The organism is Gordoniibacillus kamchatkensis (genome assembly GCF_000829455.1).
Classification (GTDB): domain Bacteria; phylum Bacillota; class Bacilli; order Paenibacillales; family NBRC-103111; genus Gordoniibacillus; species Gordoniibacillus kamchatkensis.
In genome coordinates, this window is sequence record NZ_JXAK01000009.1 from 18,759 (window position 1) to 44,567 (window position 25,809).

22 protein-coding genes and 1 pseudogene are annotated in these 25,809 nt (G+C 56.0%); 22 read left to right on the plus strand and 1 reads right to left on the minus strand.

Going from position 1 to position 25,809, the window contains the following annotated elements:
- Nucleotides 1-10: 10 nt before the first annotated feature.
- Both dapG and dapA read left to right on the plus strand, forming a co-directional pair.
- Nucleotides 11-1,228 (plus strand): aspartate kinase, encoded by a 1,218-nt coding sequence (gene dapG / locus SD70_RS06965; protein WP_041046903.1) that lies wholly within the window; start codon nucleotides 11-13, stop codon nucleotides 1,226-1,228.
- Nucleotides 1,229-1,270: 42 nt separating this feature from the next.
- Nucleotides 1,271-2,134, plus strand: a complete 864-nt coding sequence (dapA, locus tag SD70_RS06970) for a 4-hydroxy-tetrahydrodipicolinate synthase (protein WP_041046904.1) — start codon at nucleotides 1,271-1,273, stop codon at nucleotides 2,132-2,134.
- A gap of 84 nt (nucleotides 2,135-2,218) precedes the next feature.
- Here the strand turns inward: dapA and SD70_RS06975 are convergent.
- A pseudogene (locus tag SD70_RS06975) lies at nucleotides 2,219-3,708 on the minus strand (peptide MFS transporter).
- 359 nt (nucleotides 3,709-4,067) lie between these two features.
- Here SD70_RS06975 and SD70_RS06980 point away from each other — a divergent pair.
- From SD70_RS06980 to SD70_RS07075, 20 genes are all read left to right on the plus strand, one after another.
- The gene (locus tag SD70_RS06980) at nucleotides 4,068-5,744 is read left to right on the plus strand and encodes a ribonuclease J (RefSeq protein WP_041046905.1); all 1,677 of its coding nucleotides are present in this window, start codon (nucleotides 4,068-4,070) and stop codon (nucleotides 5,742-5,744) included.
- Between the two features lie 231 nt (nucleotides 5,745-5,975).
- Entirely contained in the window at nucleotides 5,976-6,722 is a 747-nt protein-coding gene (locus tag SD70_RS06985) for a ClpP family protease (RefSeq protein ID WP_041046906.1), read from the plus strand.
- Nucleotides 6,719-6,961, plus strand: a complete 243-nt coding sequence (locus tag SD70_RS06990; protein WP_041046907.1) for a YlzJ-like family protein — start codon at nucleotides 6,719-6,721, stop codon at nucleotides 6,959-6,961. Before SD70_RS06985 ends, SD70_RS06990 begins: the two co-directional genes overlap by 4 nt.
- A 60-nt stretch (nucleotides 6,962-7,021) precedes the next feature.
- A complete protein-coding gene (locus SD70_RS06995) occupies nucleotides 7,022-9,559 on the plus strand; it encodes an FtsK/SpoIIIE family DNA translocase (RefSeq protein ID WP_041046908.1) in 2,538 nt (845 codons plus the stop codon).
- An 835-nt stretch (nucleotides 9,560-10,394) separates the two neighbouring features.
- Nucleotides 10,395-11,165: a spore cortex-lytic enzyme gene (sleB, locus tag SD70_RS07000; RefSeq protein ID WP_041046980.1), complete on the plus strand. Its 771-nt coding sequence runs from the start codon at nucleotides 10,395-10,397 to the stop codon at nucleotides 11,163-11,165.
- Between the two features lie 103 nt (nucleotides 11,166-11,268).
- Nucleotides 11,269-12,549, plus strand: a complete 1,281-nt coding sequence (gene yfmF, locus SD70_RS07005; protein WP_041046909.1) for an EF-P 5-aminopentanol modification-associated protein YfmF — start codon at nucleotides 11,269-11,271, stop codon at nucleotides 12,547-12,549.
- Between the two features lie 3 nt (nucleotides 12,550-12,552).
- Nucleotides 12,553-13,839, plus strand: a complete 1,287-nt coding sequence (gene yfmH / locus SD70_RS07010; protein ID WP_041046910.1) for an EF-P 5-aminopentanol modification-associated protein YfmH — start codon at nucleotides 12,553-12,555, stop codon at nucleotides 13,837-13,839.
- Nucleotides 13,836-14,597 carry an elongation factor P 5-aminopentanone reductase gene (ymfI, locus tag SD70_RS07015; protein WP_041046911.1) on the plus strand — a complete coding sequence of 254 codons (762 nt, stop codon included), beginning with the start codon at nucleotides 13,836-13,838 and terminating at the stop codon, nucleotides 14,595-14,597. Before yfmH ends, ymfI begins: the two co-directional genes overlap by 4 nt.
- Before the next feature lie 80 nt (nucleotides 14,598-14,677).
- Nucleotides 14,678-14,932, plus strand: coding sequence for a DUF3243 domain-containing protein (locus tag SD70_RS07020; RefSeq protein WP_041046912.1), 255 nt, complete (start codon nucleotides 14,678-14,680; stop codon nucleotides 14,930-14,932).
- Between the two features lie 106 nt (nucleotides 14,933-15,038).
- On the plus strand, nucleotides 15,039-15,803 hold the full coding sequence (locus tag SD70_RS07025) for a DUF3388 domain-containing protein (protein WP_041046913.1): 765 nt from the start codon (nucleotides 15,039-15,041) through the stop codon (nucleotides 15,801-15,803).
- Nucleotides 15,804-15,858: 55 nt separating this feature from the next.
- Complete coding sequence (locus SD70_RS07030; RefSeq protein ID WP_041046914.1) at nucleotides 15,859-16,785, plus strand: helix-turn-helix domain-containing protein; 927 nt, start codon at nucleotides 15,859-15,861, stop codon at nucleotides 16,783-16,785.
- 258 nt (nucleotides 16,786-17,043) lie between these two features.
- Entirely contained in the window at nucleotides 17,044-17,535 is a 492-nt protein-coding gene (locus SD70_RS07035) for a YajQ family cyclic di-GMP-binding protein (protein WP_041046915.1), read from the plus strand.
- 84 nt (nucleotides 17,536-17,619) lie between these two features.
- Nucleotides 17,620-18,948, plus strand: a complete 1,329-nt coding sequence (rimO, locus tag SD70_RS07040; RefSeq protein WP_041046916.1) for a 30S ribosomal protein S12 methylthiotransferase RimO — start codon at nucleotides 17,620-17,622, stop codon at nucleotides 18,946-18,948.
- A complete protein-coding gene (gene pgsA / locus SD70_RS07045; protein ID WP_041046917.1) occupies nucleotides 18,945-19,526 on the plus strand; it encodes a CDP-diacylglycerol--glycerol-3-phosphate 3-phosphatidyltransferase in 582 nt (193 codons plus the stop codon). The genes rimO and pgsA overlap by 4 nt, the downstream gene beginning before the upstream one ends.
- Before the next feature lie 32 nt (nucleotides 19,527-19,558).
- The gene (locus SD70_RS07050; RefSeq protein ID WP_041046918.1) at nucleotides 19,559-20,809 is read left to right on the plus strand and encodes a competence/damage-inducible protein A; all 1,251 of its coding nucleotides are present in this window, start codon (nucleotides 19,559-19,561) and stop codon (nucleotides 20,807-20,809) included.
- 175 nt (nucleotides 20,810-20,984) lie between these two features.
- Nucleotides 20,985-22,034, plus strand: coding sequence for a recombinase RecA (gene recA, locus SD70_RS07055; protein WP_041046919.1), 1,050 nt, complete (start codon nucleotides 20,985-20,987; stop codon nucleotides 22,032-22,034).
- Nucleotides 22,035-22,123: 89 nt separating this feature from the next.
- Nucleotides 22,124-22,774, plus strand: a complete 651-nt coding sequence (locus SD70_RS07060) for a RecX family transcriptional regulator (protein ID WP_052487130.1) — start codon at nucleotides 22,124-22,126, stop codon at nucleotides 22,772-22,774.
- A 185-nt stretch (nucleotides 22,775-22,959) separates the two neighbouring features.
- Nucleotides 22,960-24,501: a ribonuclease Y gene (gene rny, locus SD70_RS07065; protein WP_041046920.1), complete on the plus strand. Its 1,542-nt coding sequence runs from the start codon at nucleotides 22,960-22,962 to the stop codon at nucleotides 24,499-24,501.
- Nucleotides 24,502-24,578: 77 nt separating this feature from the next.
- A complete protein-coding gene (locus tag SD70_RS07070; RefSeq protein WP_041046921.1) occupies nucleotides 24,579-25,373 on the plus strand; it encodes a TIGR00282 family metallophosphoesterase in 795 nt (264 codons plus the stop codon).
- 76 nt (nucleotides 25,374-25,449) lie between these two features.
- Nucleotides 25,450-25,752, plus strand: a complete 303-nt coding sequence (locus SD70_RS07075) for a stage V sporulation protein S (protein WP_052487131.1) — start codon at nucleotides 25,450-25,452, stop codon at nucleotides 25,750-25,752.
- Nucleotides 25,753-25,809: the final 57 nt, after the last annotated feature.

Sequence of the window (25,809 nt, forward strand, 5' to 3'; positions counted from 1 at the left end):
AAACCGAACGATGCGCATTGTTGTGCAGAAATTCGGAGGCACTTCCCTCTCCACCGCCGAAGCCCGAGCACACGTTATTGCACACATCAAAGACGCTTTGCAGCAACAATACAAACTAGTTGTCGTCGTCTCCGCGATGGGGAGGAAGGGCGAGCCTTACGCAACCGATACGCTGCTCGAGCTCGCCAGAACGAACGGGAACAGCTTGCCGGCCCGGGAGCTCGATTTGCTCATGAGCTGCGGCGAAATCATTTCCGCGGCGACGCTTTGCAGCTTGCTGCGGGCGGAGTCGATTCCGGCCGTCGCTTTAACGGGCGGCCAAGCGGGTATCGTGACGAACGACTCGTTCGGCGATGCCCGCATTCTTACGATTGACACCACTCGCATTATGCAGCTGCTGGAGCGGGATTTGGTCGTCGTCGTGACCGGGTTTCAAGGCCGTACCGTGAACGGCGATTTCACGACGCTCGGGCGCGGCGGAAGCGATACGTCGGCGACGGCGCTCGGAGCTGCGCTGAAGGCGGACGTAGTCGACATTTTCACCGACGTGGACGGCATCCTGACCGCCGACCCGCGCATCGTGGAAGACGCCAAGCCGCTCGAGCAAGTCAGCTACACGGAAATATGCAACATGGCTCTCGGCGGAGCCAAAGTCATTCACCCGCGCGCGGTGGAAGTGGCGATGCAGGCGAACATTCCGGTGCGGGTCCGCTCCACGTTTACGAAGCACCCCGGCACGCTCGTCACGGTAGCGGATACGCTGCGCGAGGGCGGCAAGACGGTGCATGACCGGTTCGTCACCGGCATCGCCCATTTTGCAGGCGTTACGCAAATTCAAGTGGGCGACTTCGAGCAGTACGATTTATCGCTCAACGTGTTCAAGGCGATGGCTCAGCATCAGATCAGCGTCGATTTTATTAACGTCAATCCGTCCGGCGTGGCCTACACCGTGTATGATCACGTTGCCGACAAGGCGGAAATGCTCATTCGCGATCTCGGCTATGAACCGAAGCTGCTGCGCGGCTGCGCCAAAGTATCGGTTGTCGGCGGCGGCATGAACGGGGTGCCGGGCATTATGGCGCATATCGTCGAAGCGCTCACCGGAGAAGACATTCCCATTCTGCAATCGGCGGACTCGAACGCTACGATCTGGGTGCTCGTGCCCGGCGAACATATGAAGGCGGCCGTAAGGGCGCTCCACAAAACGTTCGGTTTAAACAGAACATAAGTCATCATTCACATTTTGTAACTTTGCTAGGAGGCGTAAACCGTGGATTTCGGAAGACTGATCACCGCCATGGTAACCCCGCTCGACGATCAGCAGCGGGTAAATTGGGATGCGGTGGAGCCGCTCATCGATTATTTGATCGACGAGCAGAAGAGCGATGCGCTTGTCATTAACGGCACGACGGGGGAGTCTCCGACGACGACCGAGGAAGAGAAGCTGCGGCTGGTCGAAATTGCCGTGCGGCACGCGAAAGGACGCGCCAAAATTATCGCCGGCACCGGCAGCAACGATACGGCGCATGCCATCCATCTCTCGCGGCGGACGGCGCAGCTTGGCGTCGACGCGCTGCTTTTGGTCGCGCCTTATTACAACAAGCCGTCGCAGGAAGGGCTGTATCAGCATTTTAAAGCGGTGGCGGAAGCGGTCGACGTGCCGATTATGCTGTATAACGTCCCCGGCCGGACCGGCGTCAACATTTCCGCAGCCACGACGATTCGCCTCTCCAAAATCCCGAATATCGTCGCTACGAAAGATTGCACCGATACGGATCAGCTGACCGAGCTGCTTAACGGCATTGAACCAGGCTTTACCGTATACAGCGGCGAAGATGCGGTGACGCTGCCGGTGCTATCGATTGGCGTACACGGCATCGTTAGCGTAGCAAGCCATGTCGTCGGCAAGCAAATGAAGGCAATGATTGAAGCGTACTTAAACGGCGACGTCCAATCCGCGGCAGCGCTGCACCGGGAGCTGCATCCGGTGTTCAAAGGGCTGTTCTGCGCGCCGAGCCCGGCCCCGGTGAAGCATGCGCTCAAAGTGAAGGGCGTCGATGCCGGCGGCGTTCGGCTGCCGCTCGTCCCGCTAACCGAACAGGAAGCGAAGTTCGTGGAGTCTTTGCTGAAATAAGGAATACGGCCCAAAAGCGATGCTTTGGCGATTGCGACAGGCTGTCGGGAAAAATCCCGACAGCCGTATTTATTTTCCGCGGTCTTACTGTACTCCTTTCATATAACATTGTATCTTTGGAGCAAGCAGGAGCAGGATTGCGCCAAGGAGCAGGGCCGCAGCTCCGATGGCACCGAAGTACGACATTTCGGTGTCGGGGGTATAGAAAGCGACAATCTGCGCATTGATAGCCTGGGCTGCAGCGTTGGACAAAAACCACAAGCTCATCGTTTGTGCCGAGAACGCGGCGGGCGCCAATTTTGTAGTAGCCGACAGTCCCACCGGCGACAAGCATAATTCCCCCAACACGACGAGGAGATAACTCAGTACAAGCCATAGCGGATTTACCAAAGATTTGGAGCCGCCCAGATAGGCCGGTAAAAGAATAACGAGGAAGGATAAGCCCGCCAGCAATAAGCCAAGCGAAAATTTAACCGGAACGGTTGGCTGGCGATCGCCGAGTTTCACCCACAGCCATGCAAAAATGGGAGCCAGGACGATAATAAATAACGGGTTCAGCGACTGGAACCAGGCGGGGGAAATATGCATTCCCGCAAAGTCGAGCTGCGTGCGCTTGTCCGCATAATTGGCAAGAATAGTGGATCCCTGCTCTTCAATAGCCCAGAACATAACGGACGCTATAAACAGGGGAATATAGGCGACGATTCTGGAACGCTCTGTAACCGTTGTTTTGGGGCTGCGATACATCACGACAAAATAGATGATGGGAATGACAATTCCCAGAATACCCACGAGAGCGATAAAGGTTTTGAAGGTAAGAATGCCGGTTGCAATTGCAACGGCAATGACGGCGGCAACTACAACGACCCCTAAGCCGATCAAAGGCAACTGCTTCGTGTTCCCTGCAGAGGAGAGAGGGTTTGCGACGAACGTTCCGGCCAGCCCCAGATTCTTTTTCTTGGTCAGCAGGAACACCAGCAGCCCTGCAAACATGCCGGCGGCAGCCGTTCCAAAACCGAGGTGAAAACTAAATCTCATCCCTATAGTTCCGACAATTAACGGCGCGAGGAAGCTCCAAGATTGATTCCCATGTAGAAAATACTGAAGCCCGCATCGCGGCGGCGATCTTCTTCGCTATACATTTCGCCGACGATACTCGATACGTTAGGCTTCAGCAGTCCGGTGCCGAGCACAATCAAGAACATGGAGATAAAAAACAGGGCAATGCTGCCGGGAATGGCCAAAACGATATGACCCAGCATAATCAATATTCCGCCATAAAAAACGGACCGGGATGTCCCAAATACGCGGTCGGCCAGCCAGCCCCCAATAATGCCGGACATGTACACAAGCGATCCGTAGATGGACATAATGGCCAGAGCCGTATGCTCCTCGATTCCCAATCCCCCTTTGGATACTTCGTAATACATATAAAAGACAAGGATGGCTCTCATGCCGTAATACGAGAACCGCTCCCAAAACTCCGTGAAGAAAAGGGTAAAAAGCCCTCTGGGATGTCCCAAAAACCCGGTCTGCGGGACACTTTCGACAATTGCCTGTTTGTTTCCGCTCATCGTATAAACCTCCCAAAAATAGCCTTTGCAAGTTCATCTTGCCCATGAAGGAAATAATTATAAGCACTTGACGGCGCTTGCCCGCATTACGGGTCATTCGTTTTCCTGTTTTTCTTTCGCAAAGCCATAGTGATGCTGTCAAGGCATCGATTTGCTTTTTTTCTCGCATACTAATGCCACTGGCAATCGGCGAAGCGGTCCGCCGTGCCGGCGGGGAAGCAGCGGCCTGCTGGCCGGCCGCGGCGCGACTTGTAATTCGTCTTTTCTTTCATGTATAATGGTGGCAAGTGACTGGGTTCGGTTTCTTATTGGTTTGGTACCGTATAAAATCGTCGCAAATTTTACTAGGAGGTATAGTCTTGTCCAAGAAAAACCAAGATAAACTACTCATTTTCGCTCTGGGCGGCGTGGGCGAAATTGGGAAAAATATGTATGTAGTTCAATATGCGAACGATATCGTTGTCATTGACAGCGGTTTAAAATTTCCGGAAGAGGATATGCTGGGAATCGACATCGTCATCCCCGATATCGGCTACTTGACGGAAAATCGCGATAAAGTAAGAGGCATTCTGTTGACGCACGGACACGAAGACCACATTGGCGGTTTGCCTTACGTGCTCAAGCATCTGAACGTTCCCGTCTACGGCACGAAGCTGACGCTCGGCCTCGTGGAAGCGAAGCTGAAGGAAGCGGGGCTGCTCGGCGAGACGAAACGCATTCTGATCAATGCCGACTCCGAACTGCAACTCGGCACGATCCGTGCCACATTTTTCAAAACGAACCACAGCATCCCCGATTCGGTCGGGATTTGCTTAGAAACGCCGGAAGGCAACGTCGTGCACACAGGCGACTTCAAATTCGACCATACGCCGGTGAACGAGCAGTATGCCGATTTGCAGCGGATGGCGGGGATCGGGGCGAAAGGCGTGCTGGCGCTGCTATCCGACAGCACCAATGCGGAGCGTTCCGGCTTTACGCCTTCCGAACGCACCGTTGGGGCCGAGCTGGAAGAGATGTTCCGCAAGGCGAAGCAGCGCGTCGTCATCGCCACGTTCGCGTCCAACATTCACCGCATTCAGCAAATTATCGACGCATGCGAAGCGACGCGCCGCAAACTGACGGTCGTCGGCCGCAGCATGGTGAATGTCGTGACGATCGCTTCGGAGCTTGGCTATTTGCACATTCCGGACGGTATGCTGATCGAGCCGGATGAAATCAACAAGCTCGCGGGCGACCGCGTCGCCATTTTGTCGACAGGCTCGCAGGGAGAACCGATGTCCGCCTTGACGCGGATGGCGCGTTCTTCGCACCGCAAAGTCGACATTTTGCCGGGCGATACGGTCATCATTGCGGCGACCCCGATTCCCGGCAACGAGCGGTATGTCGGGCGCACTGTCGACGAGCTGTTCCGGATCGGAGCGAACGTCATCTACGGTCCCGGTTCGGTGACCGGCGTGCACGTGTCGGGCCACGGCAGCCAGGAAGAGCTCAAGCTGATGCTGAACCTGATGCGTCCGAAATATTTCATCCCGATTCACGGCGAGTACCGGATGCTTCGCGTGCACGGCATGCTGGCGGAAGCGGTCGGCGTCGAGAAGGAAAATATTTTCATTCTCGATAACGGCGATACGGTTGAAGTCCAGGGCGGCGTGGCCCGCAAAGGCTCCAAAGTCCAATCCGGCAACATCCTGATCGACGGCCTTGGCGTCGGCGACGTCGGCAACATCGTGCTGCGCGACCGGAAGCTGTTGTCGCAGGACGGCATTCTGGTCGTCGTCGTTACGCTCAGCAAGCAGGACGGTTCGATCTTGTCCGGTCCCGACATCATCTCCCGCGGCTTCGTGTATGTCCGCGAATCGGAGGGGCTGCTGGAAGAAGCGAACCGTATCGTCAGCAACACGTTGACGAAACTCATGAACGACAAAGTCAACGAGTGGGCGTCGCTGAAGACGAACGTCAAAGACGCGCTCGGACGATTTTTATACGAACAGACCCGCAGAAGACCGATGATCCTTCCGATCATCATGGAAGTGTAATTAATAAAGTCACTGAACATAGTCCTTTTGCGAGAACGATTTGTACAACCAAACCAGACCACTTGACCAAAATGACCGCGCAGCGCCAATCGGCCGCGTGGTCATTTTTGCGTCCGCGGACCGGCATTAACGCATGAAAACGGCAGCGGCGCCTCATACTAGAACGGATGGCAAGCCGTGCATGCTACACGGTGCGGCGGCAAGTTCAGCGATGTGGAGGAGGCCAGTGCGATGGCGGAAAACAACCAGCCGGGGCAAGAGCCCGGCGCGGACGAAACGAAAAAGAACCAGACGGTGGAGTCGATTCAACAGCTCGGGCAGACGACAGCACCTACGGCGGAGAGCAATATTTTTTGCATGACGATTATCGGCCAGGTAGAAGGGCATATCGTGCTCCCGCCGCAAAATAAGACGACCAAGTACGAGCACCTTATCCCGCAGCTTGTAGCGGCGGAGCAAAACAACAAAATCGAAGGCGTTCTGATTATTCTCAATACGGTCGGCGGCGACGTGGAAGCCGGGCTTGCTATCGCCGAGATGATCGCCACGCTGTCCAAGCCGACGGTTACGCTCGTTTTGGGCGGCGGCCACAGCATCGGCGTCCCGATCGCGGTGTCCGCGAACCATAGCATTATCGCTGAGACGGCGACGATGACGATTCATCCGATCCGGCTGAACGGACTCGTCATCGGCGTGCCGCAAACGTTCGAGTACTTGGACAAAATGCAGGAGCGCGTCATCCGCTTCATCACGAACCATTCCCGCGTTACCGAGGAGAAGCTGAAGGAGCTCATGTTCAAAACGGGCGAGCTGACCCGCGACATCGGGACTACGGTGATCGGCGCCGATGCGGTAAAATTCGGTTTGATCAACGCGATAGGCGGCATCGGCGACGCTATCGCCGAACTAAACCGGCGTATCGAGGAGCGGCGCGGCGGCGGCAACGCCGGCAACGCCTTAGGAGGGATCGTCCAATGATTTTGTATACGCCAATGCCGCTGGAGCGGGTGTTCGAAGGCATCGAGGAGCTGGAGGCGAATACGTTCACGGCTACGGTGGGAGGAGTGGAGATGGAGCTGCAGCCGGCCGGAGAACGGCAAGCCCGCATCGTGCGTCTGCTCAGCCCGAACCCGCAGCATTATTTGCGCCCCGAGCATGCGCCCGGCTCGCTCGTCCAGTTTTCGCCGCAGCTCGGCGATACCAAACCTTTGTTCTGATATTCGGTATCCCCCCGTAGGTAATGTGTGGTATAATACCACAATGTGGGGGTGGCCTTCGTGGCAAAAGTAAGAAAAAGGAGCAAGTCCCTTAAAACTAATTTGAAATTCGAGCTGTACGGGATACTCATCCTCATTTTCTCCGTCATTACGCTGGCGCTGCAAGGCCCTGTCGGCCGCTCGCTCAGCTATTTGTTTCGTTTTTTCGTCGGCACGTGGGACTTCGTCGGTCCGCTTCTGTTCATCTACATAGGCTTGTATGTCATGATGAAGCGCGCGTGGCCGCCGCTGCGCACGGCGCGCAAGTTCGGACTGCTGCTGTTCCTGCTCGGGCTGCTCGTCAGCAGCCACATATCGATTATGCAGCAATGGTATCCGGGCATCGCCTATTCGGCATCCGATATCGTTACACAGACATGGAACAGCATGATGCAGGGGCTGAAGCCAACGGTAGATGGGCAGCAGGTGCTCACCCACGACGTCGGCGGGGGAATGATCGGCGCGCTGCTGTACGCCGGCTTTTACGCCCTGTTCGATAATTTGGGCGCGCGGCTCATTGAATTTACGCTATTCGTCATCGGTTTCGTCATGGCGACGGGGCTGTCGTTCGTCGAGCTCGGGAGCCGTGTCGGCGGCCGTTTCCGCTGGTTGAGCGAAGGGCTGCAGGAGCGGCTCAAGCAGTTGCTGCGCGATCGCCATCAGGCGAAGCGCAAGGCGGGCACCGATGCGGTCAAGAAGCCGGTCAAAGCGGCAGTACCTTACATTCCGCCAGACGACGAATTCGATGAGGAAGAGCTGCCTGCCATAAAGAAGCCGCGGAAGACGCCGACGTTTTTCCAGCTGCTGCAAAATCCGAACAAGGCCAAGAAGGAAGCGCAGTCGGCGCCGCCGGAATGGGACGAGCCGCACGGCGAGACGGAGGAAGTCGTGTACCGGTCCGACGCTGCGGACAGGCATGCGCCGGAGCCGGCCGCGGCTGCGAACGACGACCAAATTCCGGTCATCCGCGACTTTCAGGACCATTACGACGATGCGCCGGGAGCAGGCGCAGCTCCCGCTGCGGTAATGACGGCGGCAGCTCGTCCGAAGTCCGCGACGGCGGTCGCTTCCAGGGCAGGCGGCGACGATGACGGAGCGGTAACGGTCGAATTCGCCAAGGACAGGCCGGATGCCGTCCATTACGAGCTGCCGTCGCTGTCGCTGCTGGCCAAGCCGCCGGCAGGCAAAGGCTCGGAAATGTCCGATTACAAAGCGAACGCGCGTAAGCTGGAAGCGACGCTTGAAAGCTTCGGCGTTCGGGCCAAGGTGCTGGAAGTCGTGCGCGGGCCGGCAGTGACGCGTTACGAAATACAGCCGGATGTCGGCGTGAAGGTGAGCCGCATCGTCAGCTTGACCGACGACATTGCGCTCGCCCTCGCAGCCAAAGATATTCGGATGGAAGCGCCGATCCCGGGCAAATCGGCAATCGGCATCGAGGTGCCGAATACCGAAGTGTCGGTCGTTACGATGCGCGAAGTGATGGAGACGGCGGCGTTCCAGGAATCGGCTTCGCGCCTTTCGATTACGCTCGGTCGCGACATTTCCGGCCAGCCGATCGTCGGCAACCTCGCGCGCATGCCCCACTTGCTCGTTGCCGGGGCGACCGGCTCCGGCAAGTCGGTTTGCATCAACGGCATCATTACGAGCATTTTGTACAAAGCGAAGCCGAACGAAGTGAAGTTTCTCATGATCGACCCGAAGATGGTCGAGCTCAACGTATACAACGGCATTCCGCATTTGCTGGCGCCGGTCGTCACCGACCCGCGCCGGGCGTCGCTCGCGCTGAAAAAAGTCGTGCTCGAGATGGAAAAGCGGTACGAGCTGTTTTCCAAGAGCGGCACCCGCAACATCGAAGGCTACAATGCGATGCTGACCGAGAACGGTACAGAAGCGCCGCTGCCATACTACGTCGTCATCGTCGACGAGCTCGCCGACCTGATGATGGTTGCGGCAAACGACGTCGAGGACTCGATCTGCCGTCTTGCCCAGATGGCGCGGGCGGCCGGCATTCACCTCATTATCGCCACGCAGCGGCCGTCGGTCGACGTCATTACCGGCGTCATCAAAGCGAACATCCCGTCGCGCATCGCCTTCGGCGTATCGTCGCAAGTCGATTCGCGCACGATTCTCGACATGGTTGGCGCCGAGAAGCTGCTCGGACGCGGCGACATGCTGTATTTGCCGGTCGGCGCTTCGAAGCCGATTCGCGTTCAGGGCGCGTTCTTGTCCGATCAGGAGGTCGAGGCCGTCGTCAGCTTCGTCCGCAAACAGGAGCAAGCGAACTATCAAGAGGAAATGGTGCCGCAAGTCGAAGAGCAGGCGGAGGCGAATAACGAGTACGAGGACGAGCTTTACGATCAGGCGGTGCAAATCGTCCTGGAAGCGAAGCAAGCATCCGTTTCGCTGCTGCAGCGCCGCATGCGCATCGGTTATACGCGAGCTGCCCGCCTTATCGACTACATGGAAGCCAAAGGCGTCGTTGGCCCCTACGAAGGCAGCAAGCCGCGCGAAGTGCTTATGTCGCTGGAACAGTACCACCACAACCGCATGACTTCGTAACAATCGCTAAAGCGTCCCGGTGTTTCCGGGATGCTTGTTTTTTTTTGCGGAAAAATAGGGCTGCGCTGCGGGGTGGAAATGAACCTCCGGCCTCCGTTAAAGCCGCGTTCCTTTCATCATCCTTAGCGGCTGGAACGCGGCTTTAAAGTCGTCTCTCCGGTTCATTCCACCTCGCTTCGCAGTTTCTCTCCCTTAAAAGCACTTCCGAGATCAACCAAGGACGCAATAAAACGAAGATCAAGGCACAAATATAATCCCCCTCAATTAGCAACTGAGGGGGACAGCCTTAATCTACGATTGTGTTGTACTTGCAACAATTGTCAGTTAAATGGCGAATGTAACGCTAATGATTACAAGCAAAATGAAAAGTACGAGTATGGCTGCAGTGCTTGTGAAACCTGCACCGTAACCTGCACATGAACCTCCGACTCCGCCAGCATATGCCATGCGATAACCTCCTCCCCCAGGAGAATCGACTTACAGGCTCAGTATACGTCGCGGGCAGTAGTAATGTTTGGACTTACATACCCTATTGAGCCCGTTCTCCGGAGAGGTTTGGGTAGGTATAAAGCATAGACATGACTATATTTTGGCCGAGTAAAGCAATCAGCCAGAATCTTAACGATTATTGGAATAACCAGCATCACTAAAAAGATCGTGTGTTGCGCTACCGATTCCGGCATCATTTCTTCCATCATGGCACCGCAGACGACTCAAAAAAGGCTCGGCGACAGAGCCACTTTTGAGAAAAGCGCGCGCTTTTGCATACCCAGCCTGCGCCTTTCAAATAATAAGCAAAAATGCTGCCAACAACAAAGAAAGGTTGATCACGGGAATGAACAAACGTCTGATCATCATTACGTGCTGCGTTGTGCTCGTCTTGTTCGCGGGCTTTGAACTGAAACACCGTCTGCAGTCGCAGGCTACGTTTGGCAAAACGGACATCGTCTATGGCGCAATGGGAGGAGACGTGTATGAGCTGCAAGGACGGCTCAAGTCTTTAGGTTTTTACTACGGGAACATCGACGGCGATTTCGGCTGGCAGACGCTGCGGGCCGTTAAAGATTTTCAATACAAGTTCGGGCTGAGAGTGGACGGCATCGTCGGTCCGAAAACGAAGCTGCGGCTTTGGGAAGCGACCAAATCGTGGCGGCCGACGGCGGCTCCGGGCAAGGCCGCAAGCACCGTAGGCGGGGGAGCGGGCGGGGGGAGCGCACCGGTGAATTTGACGCCTAGCAATACGCGCGGCTATTCCACCAATGACATCAATCTGATGGCGAACGCCGTCTACGGCGAAGCGCGAGGCGAACCGTTCGAGGGCCAAGTGGCGGTCGCCGCCGTCATCCTCAACCGCGTCGAATCGCCCAGCTTCCCGAATACGCCGTCCGGTGTCATTTTCCAACCCGGAGCGTTTACGGCAGTGGCCGACGGGCAAATTTACATGACGCCGAACGAAACGGCGAAGCGCGCGGTCAGGGAAGCCCTCAACGGCTGGGATCCGACCAACGGATGCATATACTACTTCAATCCGGCAACGGCAACGTCCAAATGGATCTGGAGCCGTCCGCAATACAAACGGATCGGCAACCATATTTTCTGCCGCTAATACAGCGCCTCGGGAAGCAACCGCTGCGGTTGCTTCTTCGCGTTGCCGAGGAATATAATGGAATCAATATGTCAGCTTTGACGCCAAAGGAGGAACGCCCGTTTTGAAAGAAACTTCATTCGAACGTACCGAATTCCACGGTATCCGCGTGCATGTGCTTCCGACAGACCAATTCAAAACGTTCGCCTTATCGGTCTACATCGGTGCTCCGCTAGCCGAAAGCACGGTGACAAATGCGGCGCTGACGCCGTTCGTGCTGCGCCGCGGCACCGAGAAGCTGCCCGAGACGAAGCAGTTTCGCGAGAAGCTCGACGAACTGTACGGAGCCGGCTTCGGCTTCGACATTTACAAGCGGGGCGACTACCAGATGGTGCAGTTCCGGATGGACATCGTGAACGACCAGTTCGTTTCGTCCGCCGGGTCGCTGCTGCAGGACGGCATCGCCTTCCTTGCCGATGCGATTCTTAACCCTGCGCTGGAGCAGGGCGCGTTCCGTGCCAAATACGTCCAGTCTGAAAAAGATACGCTCCGCAAACGGATCGAATCGATCGTCAACGATAAAATCAAGTACGCCGCCGAACGGTGCATCGAGGAAATGTGCAGGAACGAGCCATACCGCCTTCATCCGCTCGGAAAAATCGAACATTTGGAGCAAATCACGCCCCAGTCGCTGTACGATTATTACCGCCAGTGGCTCGCATCGGCACCGATCGACTTGTACGTTGTCGGCAATACGACGTTACAGGAAGTGCTTCAGCTGCTGGAGCGGTCATTGCCGCAGCTGCGCAGTGCGAACGCCTCTTATACGAGCCGGCCGGCCCCGATTCGGGCTGCCGAAGTGAATACCGTTATCGAACGGTTTGACGTGACGCAAGGAAAACTGAACATGGGTCTGCGCATTCCGGTGACGTACGGCGACGACGCTTACGCGGCTGCGCTCATGTACAACGGCATTCTCGGCGGTTATCCGCACTCCAAGCTGTTTACCAACGTGCGCGAAAAGGCCAGCCTCGCTTATTACGCTTCGTCCCGCTATGACGGGCACAAAGGCATTATGACGATTCAATCGGGCATCGAAATTCAAAATTACGAGAAAGCGGTGGACATTATTCGCCGCCAGCTGGACGACATGTCATCCGGAGTATACAGCGATTCCGAGCTGAGCCAGACGAAAGCGATGATCGTCAATCATTTGCGCGAGCTGCAAGACTCTGCGTTCGAGACGATTTCGTTCGATTTTAACGCCATTTTGTCCGGCAAGGAGCGTACGGTGCCGGAGCTGATCGCCGCGGTGGAAGCCGTAACGCCGGAGCAAATCAAAGCGGTGGCGGGCGGCGTGCAGCTGGACACGATTTATTTTTTGACCGCGGCAAAGGGGGAATAGGGTATGGAAAGGATCCCATACGAACATTTGCAGGAAACGCTCTATCACGAGAAGCTGGATAACGGCCTGCACGTCTATTTGCTGCCAAAGCCGGGATTTCAGAAGACGTACGCCACGTTCGCCACCGAATACGGCTCGATCGACAACCGGTTTCAGGTCGAAGGCGGACCCGAGCACCGCGTGCCGGACGGCATCGCCCATTTTCTCGAGCATAAAATGTTTGAGGAGCCGGAAGGCGACGTTTTTGCAACATTTGCCGCCCAAGGCGCGTCTTCTAATGCATATACGAGCTTCGACCGCACCGTCTATTTGTTTTCGGCTACTGCGAACATTGCGGAAAACGTGACGACGCTGATCAATTTCGTCCAAAATCCGTACTTTACCGACGAAAATGTGGAGAAGGAAAAAGGGATTATCGGCCAGGAAATCAATATGTACCGCGACAATCCCGATTGGCGGTCGTATTTCGGCCTCATCGAGGCGCTTTATCATAACCATCCTGTGCACATTGACATCGCAGGTACGATCGACTCGATCGCGCAAATTACGAAAGAGACGTTGTACGACTGCTACCATACGTTTTATCATCCGACCAATATGATACTGTTCGTCGTCGGCGGGATCGAGCCCGAACCGCTCATGGAGCTGATCCGGAGCAACCAGGCGGGCAAAACGTTCGCGCCGCAGGGCGAAATTCGCCGTTTCTTCGAGCAGGAACCGGAGCAAGTGAAAGAGAAGGAGCGGCTCATCCGGCTGCCGGTATCGCTCCCCAAATGTTTGGTCGGCTTCAAGGAGCCGCCGCAGGAGCTGGACGGAGCAGCGCTGCTCCGCCGCGAGCTGGAGATGAAGCTCGTGCTCGACATGCTGTTCAGCCAAAGCTCGGCCATCTACCAGAAGCTGTACGATGAAGGGCTCATTTCCGATAATTTCGGGCATGAATACAATCAGATCGGCAACCAGGCGTTTTCCGTCGTCGGCGGCGATACGAAAGATCCCGAACGGCTCATGTCGCGGCTGCGCGAAGAAGTGGAAGCGGTGCAGACGTCCGGCTTCGAGCCGGCGGCGTTCGAGCGAAGCCGGAAAAAGCGGGTAGGAGCTTTTTTGCGCACGCTCAACTCGCCGGAGTCGATGGCGAACGAGTTCACGAAGTATAAGTTCCGCGGCGTCGATTTGTTCGACATTTTGCCTGTGTATGAAAGCTTGACGGTAAACGACGTGAACCGCCGCATCAAGGACCATTTTAACTGGAATCGCATGGCCGCTTCCATCGTAAGAAGTGACCGCCCTTGAACGCGCCGCTCCATAAGCCGTTTCCCGAGCAAACGGTGCTCGTCACCGGGGCGAGCCGCGGCATCGGCGCCGCGATCGCTGTCCGCTTCGCCTCGATCGGGATGAACGTCGTCATTCATTACCGCGAGTCGCACGAAGCGGCGAACGAAGTAGCCAGGCAATGCATGAAGTCCGGCGCCAAGGTACTGACCGTATCCGCCGATATCCGCGTTAAAGAGCAGATCGGGAAAATGCGCGAAAAGCTCGAGCTGCATGGCATGATGCCGGATATCGTCGTTAACAACGCCGGCATCGACCATTACGGCCTGCTTTCGGACATAACCGAAGCGGAATGGGACGACGTGATGGCTGTCAACTTGAAAGGAACGTTCCTCTGCACGCAAGCGTTCCTGCCTTACATGCTTGCCCGGAAGTACGGGCGCATCATTAACGTTTCTTCGGTCTGGGGAATATCCGGTGCGTCTTGCGAAGTCGTCTACTCGACGGCGAAGGGCGGCATCAACGCCTTCACGAAGGCGCTCGCCAAAGAGCTCGCGCCGTCCGGCATCACGGTTAACGCCGTTGCTCCCGGCGTCGTGGACACGGACATGATGCAGAACTTCGACCCCGGGGAAAAAAGCTCCCTGCAGAGCGAAATCCCGGCAGGACGCTTTGCCCTGCCCGACGAAATCGCTTCGCTCGTTTACTTTCTTGCGCTGCCGGAGTCGAGCTACATTACCGGCCAAATCATCAGCCCGAACGGCGGATGGCTGACTTAGGCGCAGCGTATAAAACCAACGGCTGACGCAAATATTATTCGTTGTAATCCCTACTTCCCAATCGACAAGGAGGAACTCTCGTGGCAGCAGTGATGGAAGTGTTCAGCAAGTGGAAGTCGTTCCTGGGCGACCGCGTCGAGGCGGCGGAGAAGGCGGGCTTCAGCGACGAATCGATCAGCCAGATCGCTTATCAAATCGGCGGCTTCCTGGCGGATAAAATCGATCCGGAGAACAAAGAGGAGCGCGTCCTGAAGGAGCTCTGGGACGTCGCCGACGAACAGGAGCGCAAAGCGATCGCAAAATGCATGGTGAAATTGGCGAAGAACAACGCTTAATACCGGTCGGCCCCCTAGCAGCAGGGGGCTTTTGTTTTAGGACCGGAGCGAATGCGGCAGGAATTTGCCGAAACTTGTAGAATAGATAGAGCGGAGGTGTTCGTACTTGGAAGTGAAAGAATGGTATATGGAATATAAAATACATAAAAACCGCCCCGGACTGCTTGGCGACATTGCATCGTTGATGGGCATGCTCGATATTAACATCGTGACGATCAACGGCGTCGAAGACCGTACGCGCGGCATGCTGCTGCAAACCGACGACGAAGAAAAAATTGAATTAATGGGTAAAATGTTGAAAAAAGTGGATAATATCACTATCAACGCTTTGCGCACGCCGAAGCTGGTCGACATTTTGGCCGTTCGCCACGGCCGGTATATCGAGCGCGATTCGGACGACCGCAAAACGTTCCGGTTTACGCGCGACGAGCTCGGCCTCTTGGTCGATTTTCTCGGCGAAGTGTTCAAGAAGGAAGGCAACCAGGTCGTCGGCCTGCGCGGCATGCCGCGCGTCGGCAAGACGGAGTCGATCATCGCCGGCAGCGTTTGCGCCAACAAGCGCTGGACGTTCGTCTCCTCGACGCTGCTGCGGCAAACGGTGCGCAGCCAGCTGTCCGACGACGAGATGACGCCGAACAACGTCTTCATCATCGACGGCATCGTCTCGACGATCCGCTCGAACGAGAAGCATTACAGCCTGCTGCGGGAAATTATGGCGATGCCGTCGACCAAAGTAATCGAGCACCCTGATATTTTCGTCCGGGAGTCGGAATATGATTATAGTACGTTCGACTACATCATCGAGCTGCGCAACAATCCGGAGGAAGAAATCAATTACGAGAGCATCACGAACAGCATCGAAGGGTTTTGACGATGAACCCGCGGACAAGCTTATTTGACGCACAAGTTCGCTAGGAGGTGAGCCCGTGTCCGAGCTAGGCCAACTGTTGCGCAATGCCCGCATCGAGAGAAAAATATCGCTGGATGAACTGCAGGAAACGACGAAAATACGCAAACGTTACTTGGAGGCGATCGAAGAGGGCAATTTTAAAGTGTTGCCCGGCAGCTTTTATGTCCGCGCCTTCATTAAGAGCTATGCGGAGACCGTCGGTCTCGATCCGAACGAAGTGCTCAAGCTGTACAATACGGACATACCGGCAGCTGAGCCCGAGCCGGTGGCGAAGCCGCTCAAGCGGACCCGCGCCAGCACGCGGAATGCCGACCGAATCTCGCGCTGGGTATCCAGTATGGTGATGATTTCGTTCGTCCTTTTGATACTTGGGGCCTTGTACTTTTATTTTTACAACAATGCCAAGACCAACAGCAATGCCGACAAAGGGACGAATCCGAACAATCGAATAACCGACAGCACACCACCGCCAGCGCCTGCCGGAACCGGAGCCGCTGCCGGGGGCGGATCGACGGTGACCGGATCGGCCTACGGGAAACCGGCCGAACCGGCCAATCAATTGACGGCATCGGCTCCTGCAGTGCAGACCCCGGCCCAGCAGCCTAATCAGCAGCCGAAGACCAACGTGGCGTTCGTGCGCACCGATGAGGAGAAAAACATCGATTACTATGCGGTAACAGGCGTCCCCAAGCTGGAGCTGCAGCTGAAAGTGACGAGCTCCGACTGCTGGTATCAGCTCGATTCGCTTATAGGCGGCAAGCGGAAATTAATCAAGCAAGAGCAAAAGTCAAGCGGCTACAGCAATTCGTGGAGCCTCGATTCGTCGGCGTTCCTGCGGGTCGGCAAAGCGGATGCGGTGGAAATTACGATCAACGGCACCGTTATTCCGGCCGGCACTAGCCCGAACCCGAAAAACATCCAAATCGATTTGCAGCCATCTTGACCGGTCCGTGAACGCAGCTTGGGCTAGCGTCGGTGGTGCGGAGGGTGGAATATGGGGTAAGAGCGACTTTTGAACTCGTGTTCCGACCTCTAGGTCTAAAATTAGGAACACGAGTTTTTACGGAGCCGCGACCCCATATTCCAACCCGTAGCGCCGCCGACGCTTGCAGCCCAAATGTGTCTCACGGACTTTCATTTTGCCGGCAACATTTGGTATAATAGCGGGCAGATGAATCGCCAAAGCAAAGGTGGAACGCCCATGAGCTCCGAAAACTCTTTCGACATCGTCTCCAAGCTGGATATGCAGGAAATGTCAAACGCGATCAATCAAGCGCTCAAAGAAATCGAAACGAGGTTCGATTTCAAGGGCAGTAAGAGCGACATTACGCTCGAGAAAAACGAGGTCGTGCTGCTCTCCGACGACGATTTCAAGCTGCAGAACGTACGCGACATTTTGTCAGCCAAAATGGCCAAGCGCGGCCTGCCGCTCAAAAACCTCGAGTACGGCAAAATCGAGCCGGCCGCCATGGGCACGGTTCGCCAGCGCATCACGCTGAAACAAGGAATCGATCAGGACAATGCGAAAAAAATCAACACGCTCATCCGCGATTCCAAGCTGAAGGTGAAAAGCCAAATTCAAGGCGATTCGATCCGCGTTACAGGCAAAAGCAAGGACGACCTGCAAGCCGTCATCCAGATGCTGCGCAAGGCGGACTTGCCGCTGGAGCTGCAATTCGATAACTTCCGTTAAAGCCTCGGGCGTTTGACCGCCCGGGCTTTTTTCATTTATACTTAGTGAATATGGGCATATAGGGAAGCGGAGGTTTCAAGAAGCATGACCGAAAGAGTGAAAGTGGTAACGCTAGGTTGCGAGAAAAATCTGGTGGATTCCGAAATTATGTCGGGCCTCATCCATCAGCGGGGATATACGTTAACGGACAGCGCCGAGGAAGCGACGGTCATCATCGTCAACACCTGCGGCTTTATAGATGCTGCCAAAGAAGAGTCGGTGAACACGATACTCGACATGGCTGATCTGAAGCAGACGGGCAGTTTGAAAGCGCTCATCGTCTCCGGCTGCTTGACGCAGCGCTACAAAGAAGAGCTGATGAAGGAAATGCCGGAGATCGACGGCATCGTCGGCACCGGCGATTTTCACCGCATCAACGACATTGTTGACCAGGCGCTCGCCGGCCGCAAGCCGATCTATGTCGGCAATCCGGTGTTCAACTACGAGGCGGCTTTGCCGCGCCGTGTGGCGACGCCGCGCTACACGGCATACGTGAAAATCGCCGAAGGCTGCGACAACAATTGCACGTTCTGTTCGATCCCGATTATGCGCGGCGCGTTTCGCAGCCGCAGCATGGAATCGATTCTCGCCGAAGTGGCCGATCTGGCATCGCAAGGCGTGCGGGAAATCAGCCTTATCGCCCAGGATTCCACCAATTACGGGACGGATTTGTATGACAAGTTCATGCTGCCGACGCTGCTGAACAAAGTGAGCGAAGTGCCGGGCATCGAATGGGTGCGGTTGCATTACGCCTATCCGGGCTTTTTCACGGACGAGCTGATCGCCACGATGGCGTCCAACCCGAAAATTTGCAAATATGTCGACATGCCGCTGCAGCACAGCGAAGATGCGATTTTGAAGCGGATGCGTCGTCCCGGCCGGCAGAGGGATGCGCGCGAACTGATCGCCAAAATTCGCGCGGCGATGCCGGAAGTCGCTTTGCGGACGTCGATCATCGTCGGCTTCCCGGGGGAGACGGAGGAAGATTTCGAACGCCTCAAGCAGTTCGTGCGGGAGATCGAATTCGATCGTCTCGGCGTGTTTACGTATTCCAAGGAAGAAGATACGCCAGCCGCGCGGCTGCCCGATCAAGTCCCCGAAGAGGTCAAAGAATACCGCGCCAACACGCTTATGGAAATCCAGCGCGAAATCGCCTCGCGCCGCAACGGGCGCCATATCGGCAGCGATATCGATGTGCTCATCGAGCGCTATGACGGCCGCAGCGACGTGTACGTAGGCCGTTCGCAATACGATGCGCCGGAAATCGACGGCGAAGTGTTCGTGCGCGGACAGCAGCTGGCCATCGGCCGCGTTGCCAAAGTGCGCGTCACGCACTCGTTCGACTTCGACTTGTCCGGGGAGGCTCTGGCATGAATTTGGCGAATCGGATCACGCTGGCGAGAATATTTTTAGTGCCGCTTATCATGTTTTTTTTGTTGATCAAGCTGCCGCTGCCGCCGGTCCGGATCCAGGAATTCAGCATCACCTACAATCAAATTATCGCTGCCCTTATTTTCATCATCGCCGCCAGCACCGACAGCCTCGACGGCTACATTGCCCGCAGCCGCAAAATGATTACGAATCTAGGCAAGCTGCTCGACCCGCTCGCCGACAAGCTGCTCGTTTCGGCCGTGCTCGTTTCGCTAGTGGAAATGGGTAAGGTGGATGCGTGGATCGTCATCGTCATCATTAGCCGCGAGTTCGCCGTCACCGGCCTGCGCCAAATCGCCCTGCTCGAAGGGAAGGTGATGGCCGCAGGCAAATGGGGCAAAATCAAAACCGCCACGCAGATTACGGCTATTATCGCGCTGCTCATTAACAATTTTCCGTTTGAGCTCGTCGGCTTCCCGTTCGCCACGATCGCCAGCTGGGTTATGGCTGCGACCACCATGTATTCCGGCGTCGATTATTTTGTGAAAAATAAAGATTTGCTCGACTTCACGAACGGCTAACCTCTCTATCGAAGAAGAAAGAAGGGACCGCCATGAATGCGGAAATTATCGCCGTTGGCACGGAACTGCTGATGGGGCAAATCGCCAACACGAACGGCCAGTTTCTTTCGCAGGAGCTGGCGAATCTCGGCATCAACGTCTATTTTCAGACGGTTGTCGGCGACAATGCCGGCCGAATGCGGCAGGCGCTGGAGCTGGCGCGCAGCAGAGCGGATCTGATCGTTTGCACCGGCGGACTCGGCCCGACCCAGGACGATTTGACGAAAGACGTTCTGGCCGACTTCCTCGGGCGCGGCATGATGTATCACGAGCCGTCGCTGCGCAAAATGGCCGACTTTTTCGCGGCGCGCGGCGTCGTCATGGTCGAGAGCAACAAACGGCAGGCGATTATGCTCGATGGCAGCGACCCGCTGGCAAACGAGACGGGGCTCGCCGTCGGCATCGCCTTGACGCAGGACGGCACGCATTACATGCTGCTCCCCGGTCCGCCGAAAGAGATGAAACCGATGTTTCTGAATTACGGCGTACCGTGGCTGCGCGGCGTCATGACGGGCGAAGTGCCGCTCGTCTCAAAAATGCTCAAGTTCGCCGGAATCGGCGAATCCGCCTTGGAGCATCGGCTTATCGACCTGATCGAAGCGCAGACGGACCCGACGATCGCTCCATACGCGAAGGAAGGGGAGGTCGCCATTCGCCTCACGACCCGCGCCGCTTCGCGCGAGGACGGACTGGCGCGCATCGCTCCGGTCGAGACCGACATTCGTGGCCGCCTCGGCGAGTACATATATGCGGATCAGGATGTGACGCTGGAGGCGAAAGTGCTGGAGCTGCTGAAGACGAGCGGCCGTACGCTGGCTGTCGCCGAAAGCTGTTCCGGAGGCTTGCTCAGCGACATGCTGACGGCTGTCCCGGGAAGTTCGCAGGCGTTCCTGGGCGGAATCGTATGCTACTCCAATATGCTCAAGCATCGCCTGGCAGGCGTGCCGATGGAGGCGTTGGAAGGCCCAGGCGCTCCCGGAGCTGTAAGCGAACAGACGGCGTTGCTGCTGGCCGAAGGCGTTCTGGCGCGGACCGATGCCGATTTCGCGGTGTCGATTACCGGCGTTGCCGGACCGGATCCGTCCGAAGGCAAGCCGGTCGGGCTCGTTTACGTCGGCATCGCCTTCCGCGGCGAACAGCCGCGGGCATTCGAGTTGAGGACGCACGGCAATCGCGAGACGATCAAGCTGCGCGCGGCGAAACATGCGCTGTACCGGCTGTGGGAGCGGTTGAAACCCGTTTGACGGGTTCGGATAGATTTGGTATAGTAGGTTTATAGTTTACGGAAGAACCGTAACAAGGATAACTTGCTTACGGTTTTTGTTTGGCACTGAAATCGAATGTATGTTCGATTTTTCTCTTGGCAAATGCCGCAAAACAAGTTATCATATACATATAATGATAAAGGAAGTGACCGTTTTGACAGATCGCCGCGTTGCGTTGGAACAAGCATTGCGCCTTATTGAGAAGCAGTTCGGGAAAGGCTCTATCATGAAGCTAGGGGAATCGGCCCATATGCAGGTGGAGACCGTTTCCTCAGGCTCGCTCGCGCTCGACATCGCCCTTGGAGTAGGCGGTTTCCCGCGAGGCCGGGTCATTGAGATCTATGGACCGGAATCGGCCGGTAAGACGACTTTCGCTTTGCACGCCATAGCAGAAGTGCAAAAAATCGGCGGACAAGCCGCTTTTATCGACGCCGAGCATGCGCTTGACCCGCTCTACGCGAGCAAGCTCGGAATCAACATCGACGAATTGCTCTTGTCGCAGCCGGATACAGGCGAGCAGGCGCTCGAAATTGCCGAAGCGCTCGTTCGTTCCGGCGCCGTCGACATCATCGTCATCGACTCCGTAGCGGCGCTCGTGCCGAAAGCCGAGATCGAAGGCGAGATGGGCGATTCGCACGTAGGCTTGCAAGCGAGACTTATGTCGCAGGCGCTGCGCAAGCTGTCGGGAGCCATCAACAAGTCGAAAGTCATTACGATCTTTATTAACCAGCTGCGGGAGAAGGTCGGCGTCATGTTCGGCAATCCCGAGACGACGCCGGGCGGCCGGGCGCTCAAGTTTTACTCGTCCGTACGTCTCGACGTGCGCCGCGTCGAATCGATCAAGCAAGGCAACGACGTGATCGGCAACCGCACTCGGGTGAAAGTCGTCAAGAACAAAGTGGCGCCTCCGTTCAAACAAGCGGAGATGGATATCATGTACGGCGAAGGCATTTCCAGAGAAGGCAGCATTATCGATATCGCTACCGAGTTGGAAATCATCCAGAAGAGCGGGGCGTGGTTCTCGTATAACGGCGAGCGCCTTGGTCAAGGACGCGAGAACGCGAAGCAATTTTTGAAAGACAATCCGCAAGTCGCCGCTACGATCGAGAAGCAAATTCGCGACGCCAGCTCGCTGTCGAAAGTTATTCCCGCCACCGGCGTCAGCGTCGACGACGAAGCGGAAGAAGCGGCGTTATTCGAATAACGGCATCAATCGAGAGGCGCTGGGAGGCACCTGGACCGAATCGCGGTTCAGGTGCCTTTTGCCTCTGTGAGAAGGAGTGCGAGCGAACGATGAACGGCGATATGATGGGCGAGTCCGTCATTACGAAGATTGAGGTGCAAAAAAACAACAAGCATCGATATAACATTTATGTAGACGAGGCGTACGCGTTTTCTGTACACGAAGATATTATGATCAAGCACCGGCTGCAAAAAGGAAAGCCCATCTCCGCGGATGAGCGAAGGGGCGTTCTATCCGACGAAGAGCGCAACGACGCTTATTTGAAAGCGGTCCGCTTCCTCGGCACGCGGCCGCGCACAAACAAGGAAGTGCGGCAAAAGCTGCACGCCGCCGGCTACGAAGAAGCGGTCATCGACGAGACAGTCCGCCGTCTCGAAACAGAACGCTACGTCGACGACCGCGACTTTGCCAAGCAATGGGTGGAACAGCGGCTTCGCAGCCAGCATAAAGGAAAAGCGTATTTAAGGCAGGAACTGCTGCATAAAGGTGTCGGACGGGAGCATGTGCAGGAAGCGCTGCAAGGAATCGACTGGGAGGACGAAGTAAGCAGCGCTTTCGAAATCGGGGCAAAGAAATGGCGGCAGACGAGCGGCGAGCCGTTCGAGAAGAAGCGGAAAACGGCGGCGTTTTTGTTGCGGCGCGGCTTTTCGAACGACGTTGTCCAACAGGTGCTGCACAAAATTAATGATATTAATAATTAACATCACTTACCTTATCGATGTTTCCGACTTGGCGGTTCCCTTGACAAGCTTCTCCGTCAAAAGCTACAATAATTGTTGTATATTTTTTAAAAATGAATAGTAATAGCTTCACAATTCCCCAGCGGTTCATTAGCCGCAAAGATCCCAAGCTAACACCTTGGAGAATCAACGAGGAGGTGAACACGATGCCTACATTAGGTTGGATCGCGATCGTTCTCGTTGTTGGCGTTCTATGCTTAGGGATTGGTTATTTTATCCGTAAATCTCTTGCAGAAGCGAAAATTTCCAGCGCTGAGGAAGCGGCCCGGCAAATACGGGAAGGCGCTATGAAAGAAGCGGAGGCGCTGAAAAAGGAAACGGTGCTCGAGGCCAAAGACGAAGTCCATAAGCTGAGAACCGAAGCTGAAAAAGACATTCGTGAGCGTCGAAACGAAATTCAACGACTGGAAAGACGATTGTTGCAAAAAGAGGAATCGCTGGATAAAAAATTAGAATCTCTGGAACGCAAAGAAGAGCAAGTCGCGAGCAAGGAAAAACGCATCGAAGAAACGCAAGCTCAGATCGATCAGCTGTATAAAAATCAAGTAGCCGAATTGGAACGCATCTCCGGCCTGACGATGGAAGAAGCGAAGCATATCATACTGACCAACGTCGAGCAGGAAGTGCGGCATGAAACCGCGCAATTGATTAAAGAGATCGAACAGCAAGCGAAAGAAGAGGGCGACAAGAAGGCAAGAGAAGTAATCACTCTCGCCATCCAACGCTGCGCCGCCGATCACGTGGCGGAGACGACGGTATCGGTCGTAGCGCTTCCGAACGAAGAGATGAAGGGGCGCATTATCGGCCGCGAAGGGCGCAACATCCGCGCGCTGGAGACGCTCACGGGTATCGATCTCATCATTGACGATACGCCGGAAGCGGTCATTTTGTCGGGCTTTGACCCGATTCGCCGCGAAATCGCCCGCACCTCGCTCGAGAAGCTCGTTGCCGACGGACGCATCCACCCGGCTCGGATCGAAGAAATGGTGGAGAAGTCGCGCAAGGAAGTCGATGAGCGCATTCGCGAATACGGCGAACAGGCGACGTTCGAAGTTGGCGTGCACGGTCTGCATCCGGATCTGATCAAGATTTTAGGCCGTTTGAAATTCCGTACGAGCTACGGCCAAAACGTGCTGAAGCATTCGATGGAAGTCGCTTACTTGACAGGCCTTATGGCCGCCGAGCTCGGCGAGGACGTGACGCTGGCGAAGCGGGCAGGTTTGCTCCACGACATCGGCAAAGCGCTTGACCATGAAGTGGAAGGCTCGCACGTCGAGATCGGCGTCGAGATCGGCAAGAAGTACAAAGAACATCCGATTGTCATTAACAGCATCGCTTCTCACCACGGCGACTGCGAAGCGACATCGGTCATCGCAATGCTCGTCGGCGCTGCCGACGCACTCTCCGCGGCACGTCCGGGCGCCCGCCGCGAGACGCTGGAGACGTACATCAAACGCCTCGAGAAGCTGGAGGAAATTTCCGAATCGTTCGAGGGCGTCGAGAAGTCGTACGCCATCCAGGCCGGCCGTGAAGTTCGCGTCATGGTACAGCCGGAGAAGATCGACGACACCGAAGCGTTCCGACTCGCCCGCGACATCACGAAGAAGATCGAAAGCGAGCTCGATTACCCGGGCCACATCAAGGTTACGGTTATTCGCGAAACGCGTGCAGTCGAATACGCGAAATAGGTTTGCGTAGCGTATAATAAGGAAAGCGGCTCCTGTGGCTGCTTTCCGATTTTTTTTGTAGAGGAGCTTTCGAAGCGATGAGGCTAGTGTTTATCGGTGACATCGTCGGCTCGGTCGGGCGCAGGGCGCTCAAAGAAATAATGCCGAAGCTGAAACGCCAATATCCGAACGCCGTGTTCATCGCCAACGGCGAGAACGCCGCGGCGGGACGCGGCATTACGGCGGTGCTGGCGAAAGAAATTTTTGAGCTGGGCGTGCACGGTTTGACGATGGGCAACCATACGTGGGATAACAAAGACATTTTCGAATGGATCGACGACGAACCGCGCATCGTGCGGCCTGCCAATTTCCCGGAAGGAAACCCGGGAAAGGGGCATATGATCGTCAAGGCGATGGGCCACGAGCTGGCGGTCATCAACCTGCAGGGGCGCACGTTTCTGCCGGCGATCGACGATCCGTTTCGCAAGGTGGATGACATTTTGGAGCAGCTGAAAGGCAAATATAAATACATTATGGTCGATTTCCATGCGGAAGCGACGTCGGAGAAAATCGCCATGGGTTGGCACCTGGACGGGCGCGTATCGCTTGTTGTCGGCACGCATACCCATGTGCAAACGAACGACGAGCGCATTTTGCCGCAAGGGACCGCCTACTTGACGGACGCCGGCATGACGGGCCCGCGCGACGGCATTCTCGGCATGGAACGCGGCGCCGTGCTGCACAAGTTTAAGACGCAGCTCCCGGTGCGGTTCGTCGTGGATGAGGGAAAATATCATTTCCATGCGGTGACGGTGGATTTGGACGCTGCGACCGGCAAAGCCAAGTCGATCGCCAAAATCCGTTATATCGAAGACGAGTTTGTGATGGAGTAGTCGGAATGTTTCCTCGCGGGACGGAATAGGATGGTTACTGGAATCCATTCTCATCATTCCCGAGGAGGTACTAAGCATGGAAGTATTAAAAGTTTCAGCAAAGTCCAATCCAAACTCCGTAGCAGGCGCTCTCGCCGGAGTGCTCCGCGAGCGCGGCGCAGCCGAGCTTCAAGCCATCGGGGCGGGCGCGCTGAACCAGGCCATTAAAGCGGTAGCGATCGCAAGAGGGTTCGTAGCTCCGAGCGGAGTCGATCTGATATGTGTTCCGGCGTTCACCGACATCATGATCGACGGGGAAGACCGGACAGCAATCAAGCTTATCGTCGAGCTAGGTAAGACGAGTCAAATAGAGCGCACGCAAAGCCTGTTTACGACGTAGACAGGTTTTTTTGCGCGTTCGCAAACGGCCAGTGTGACGGTGTCACTACGGATTGGA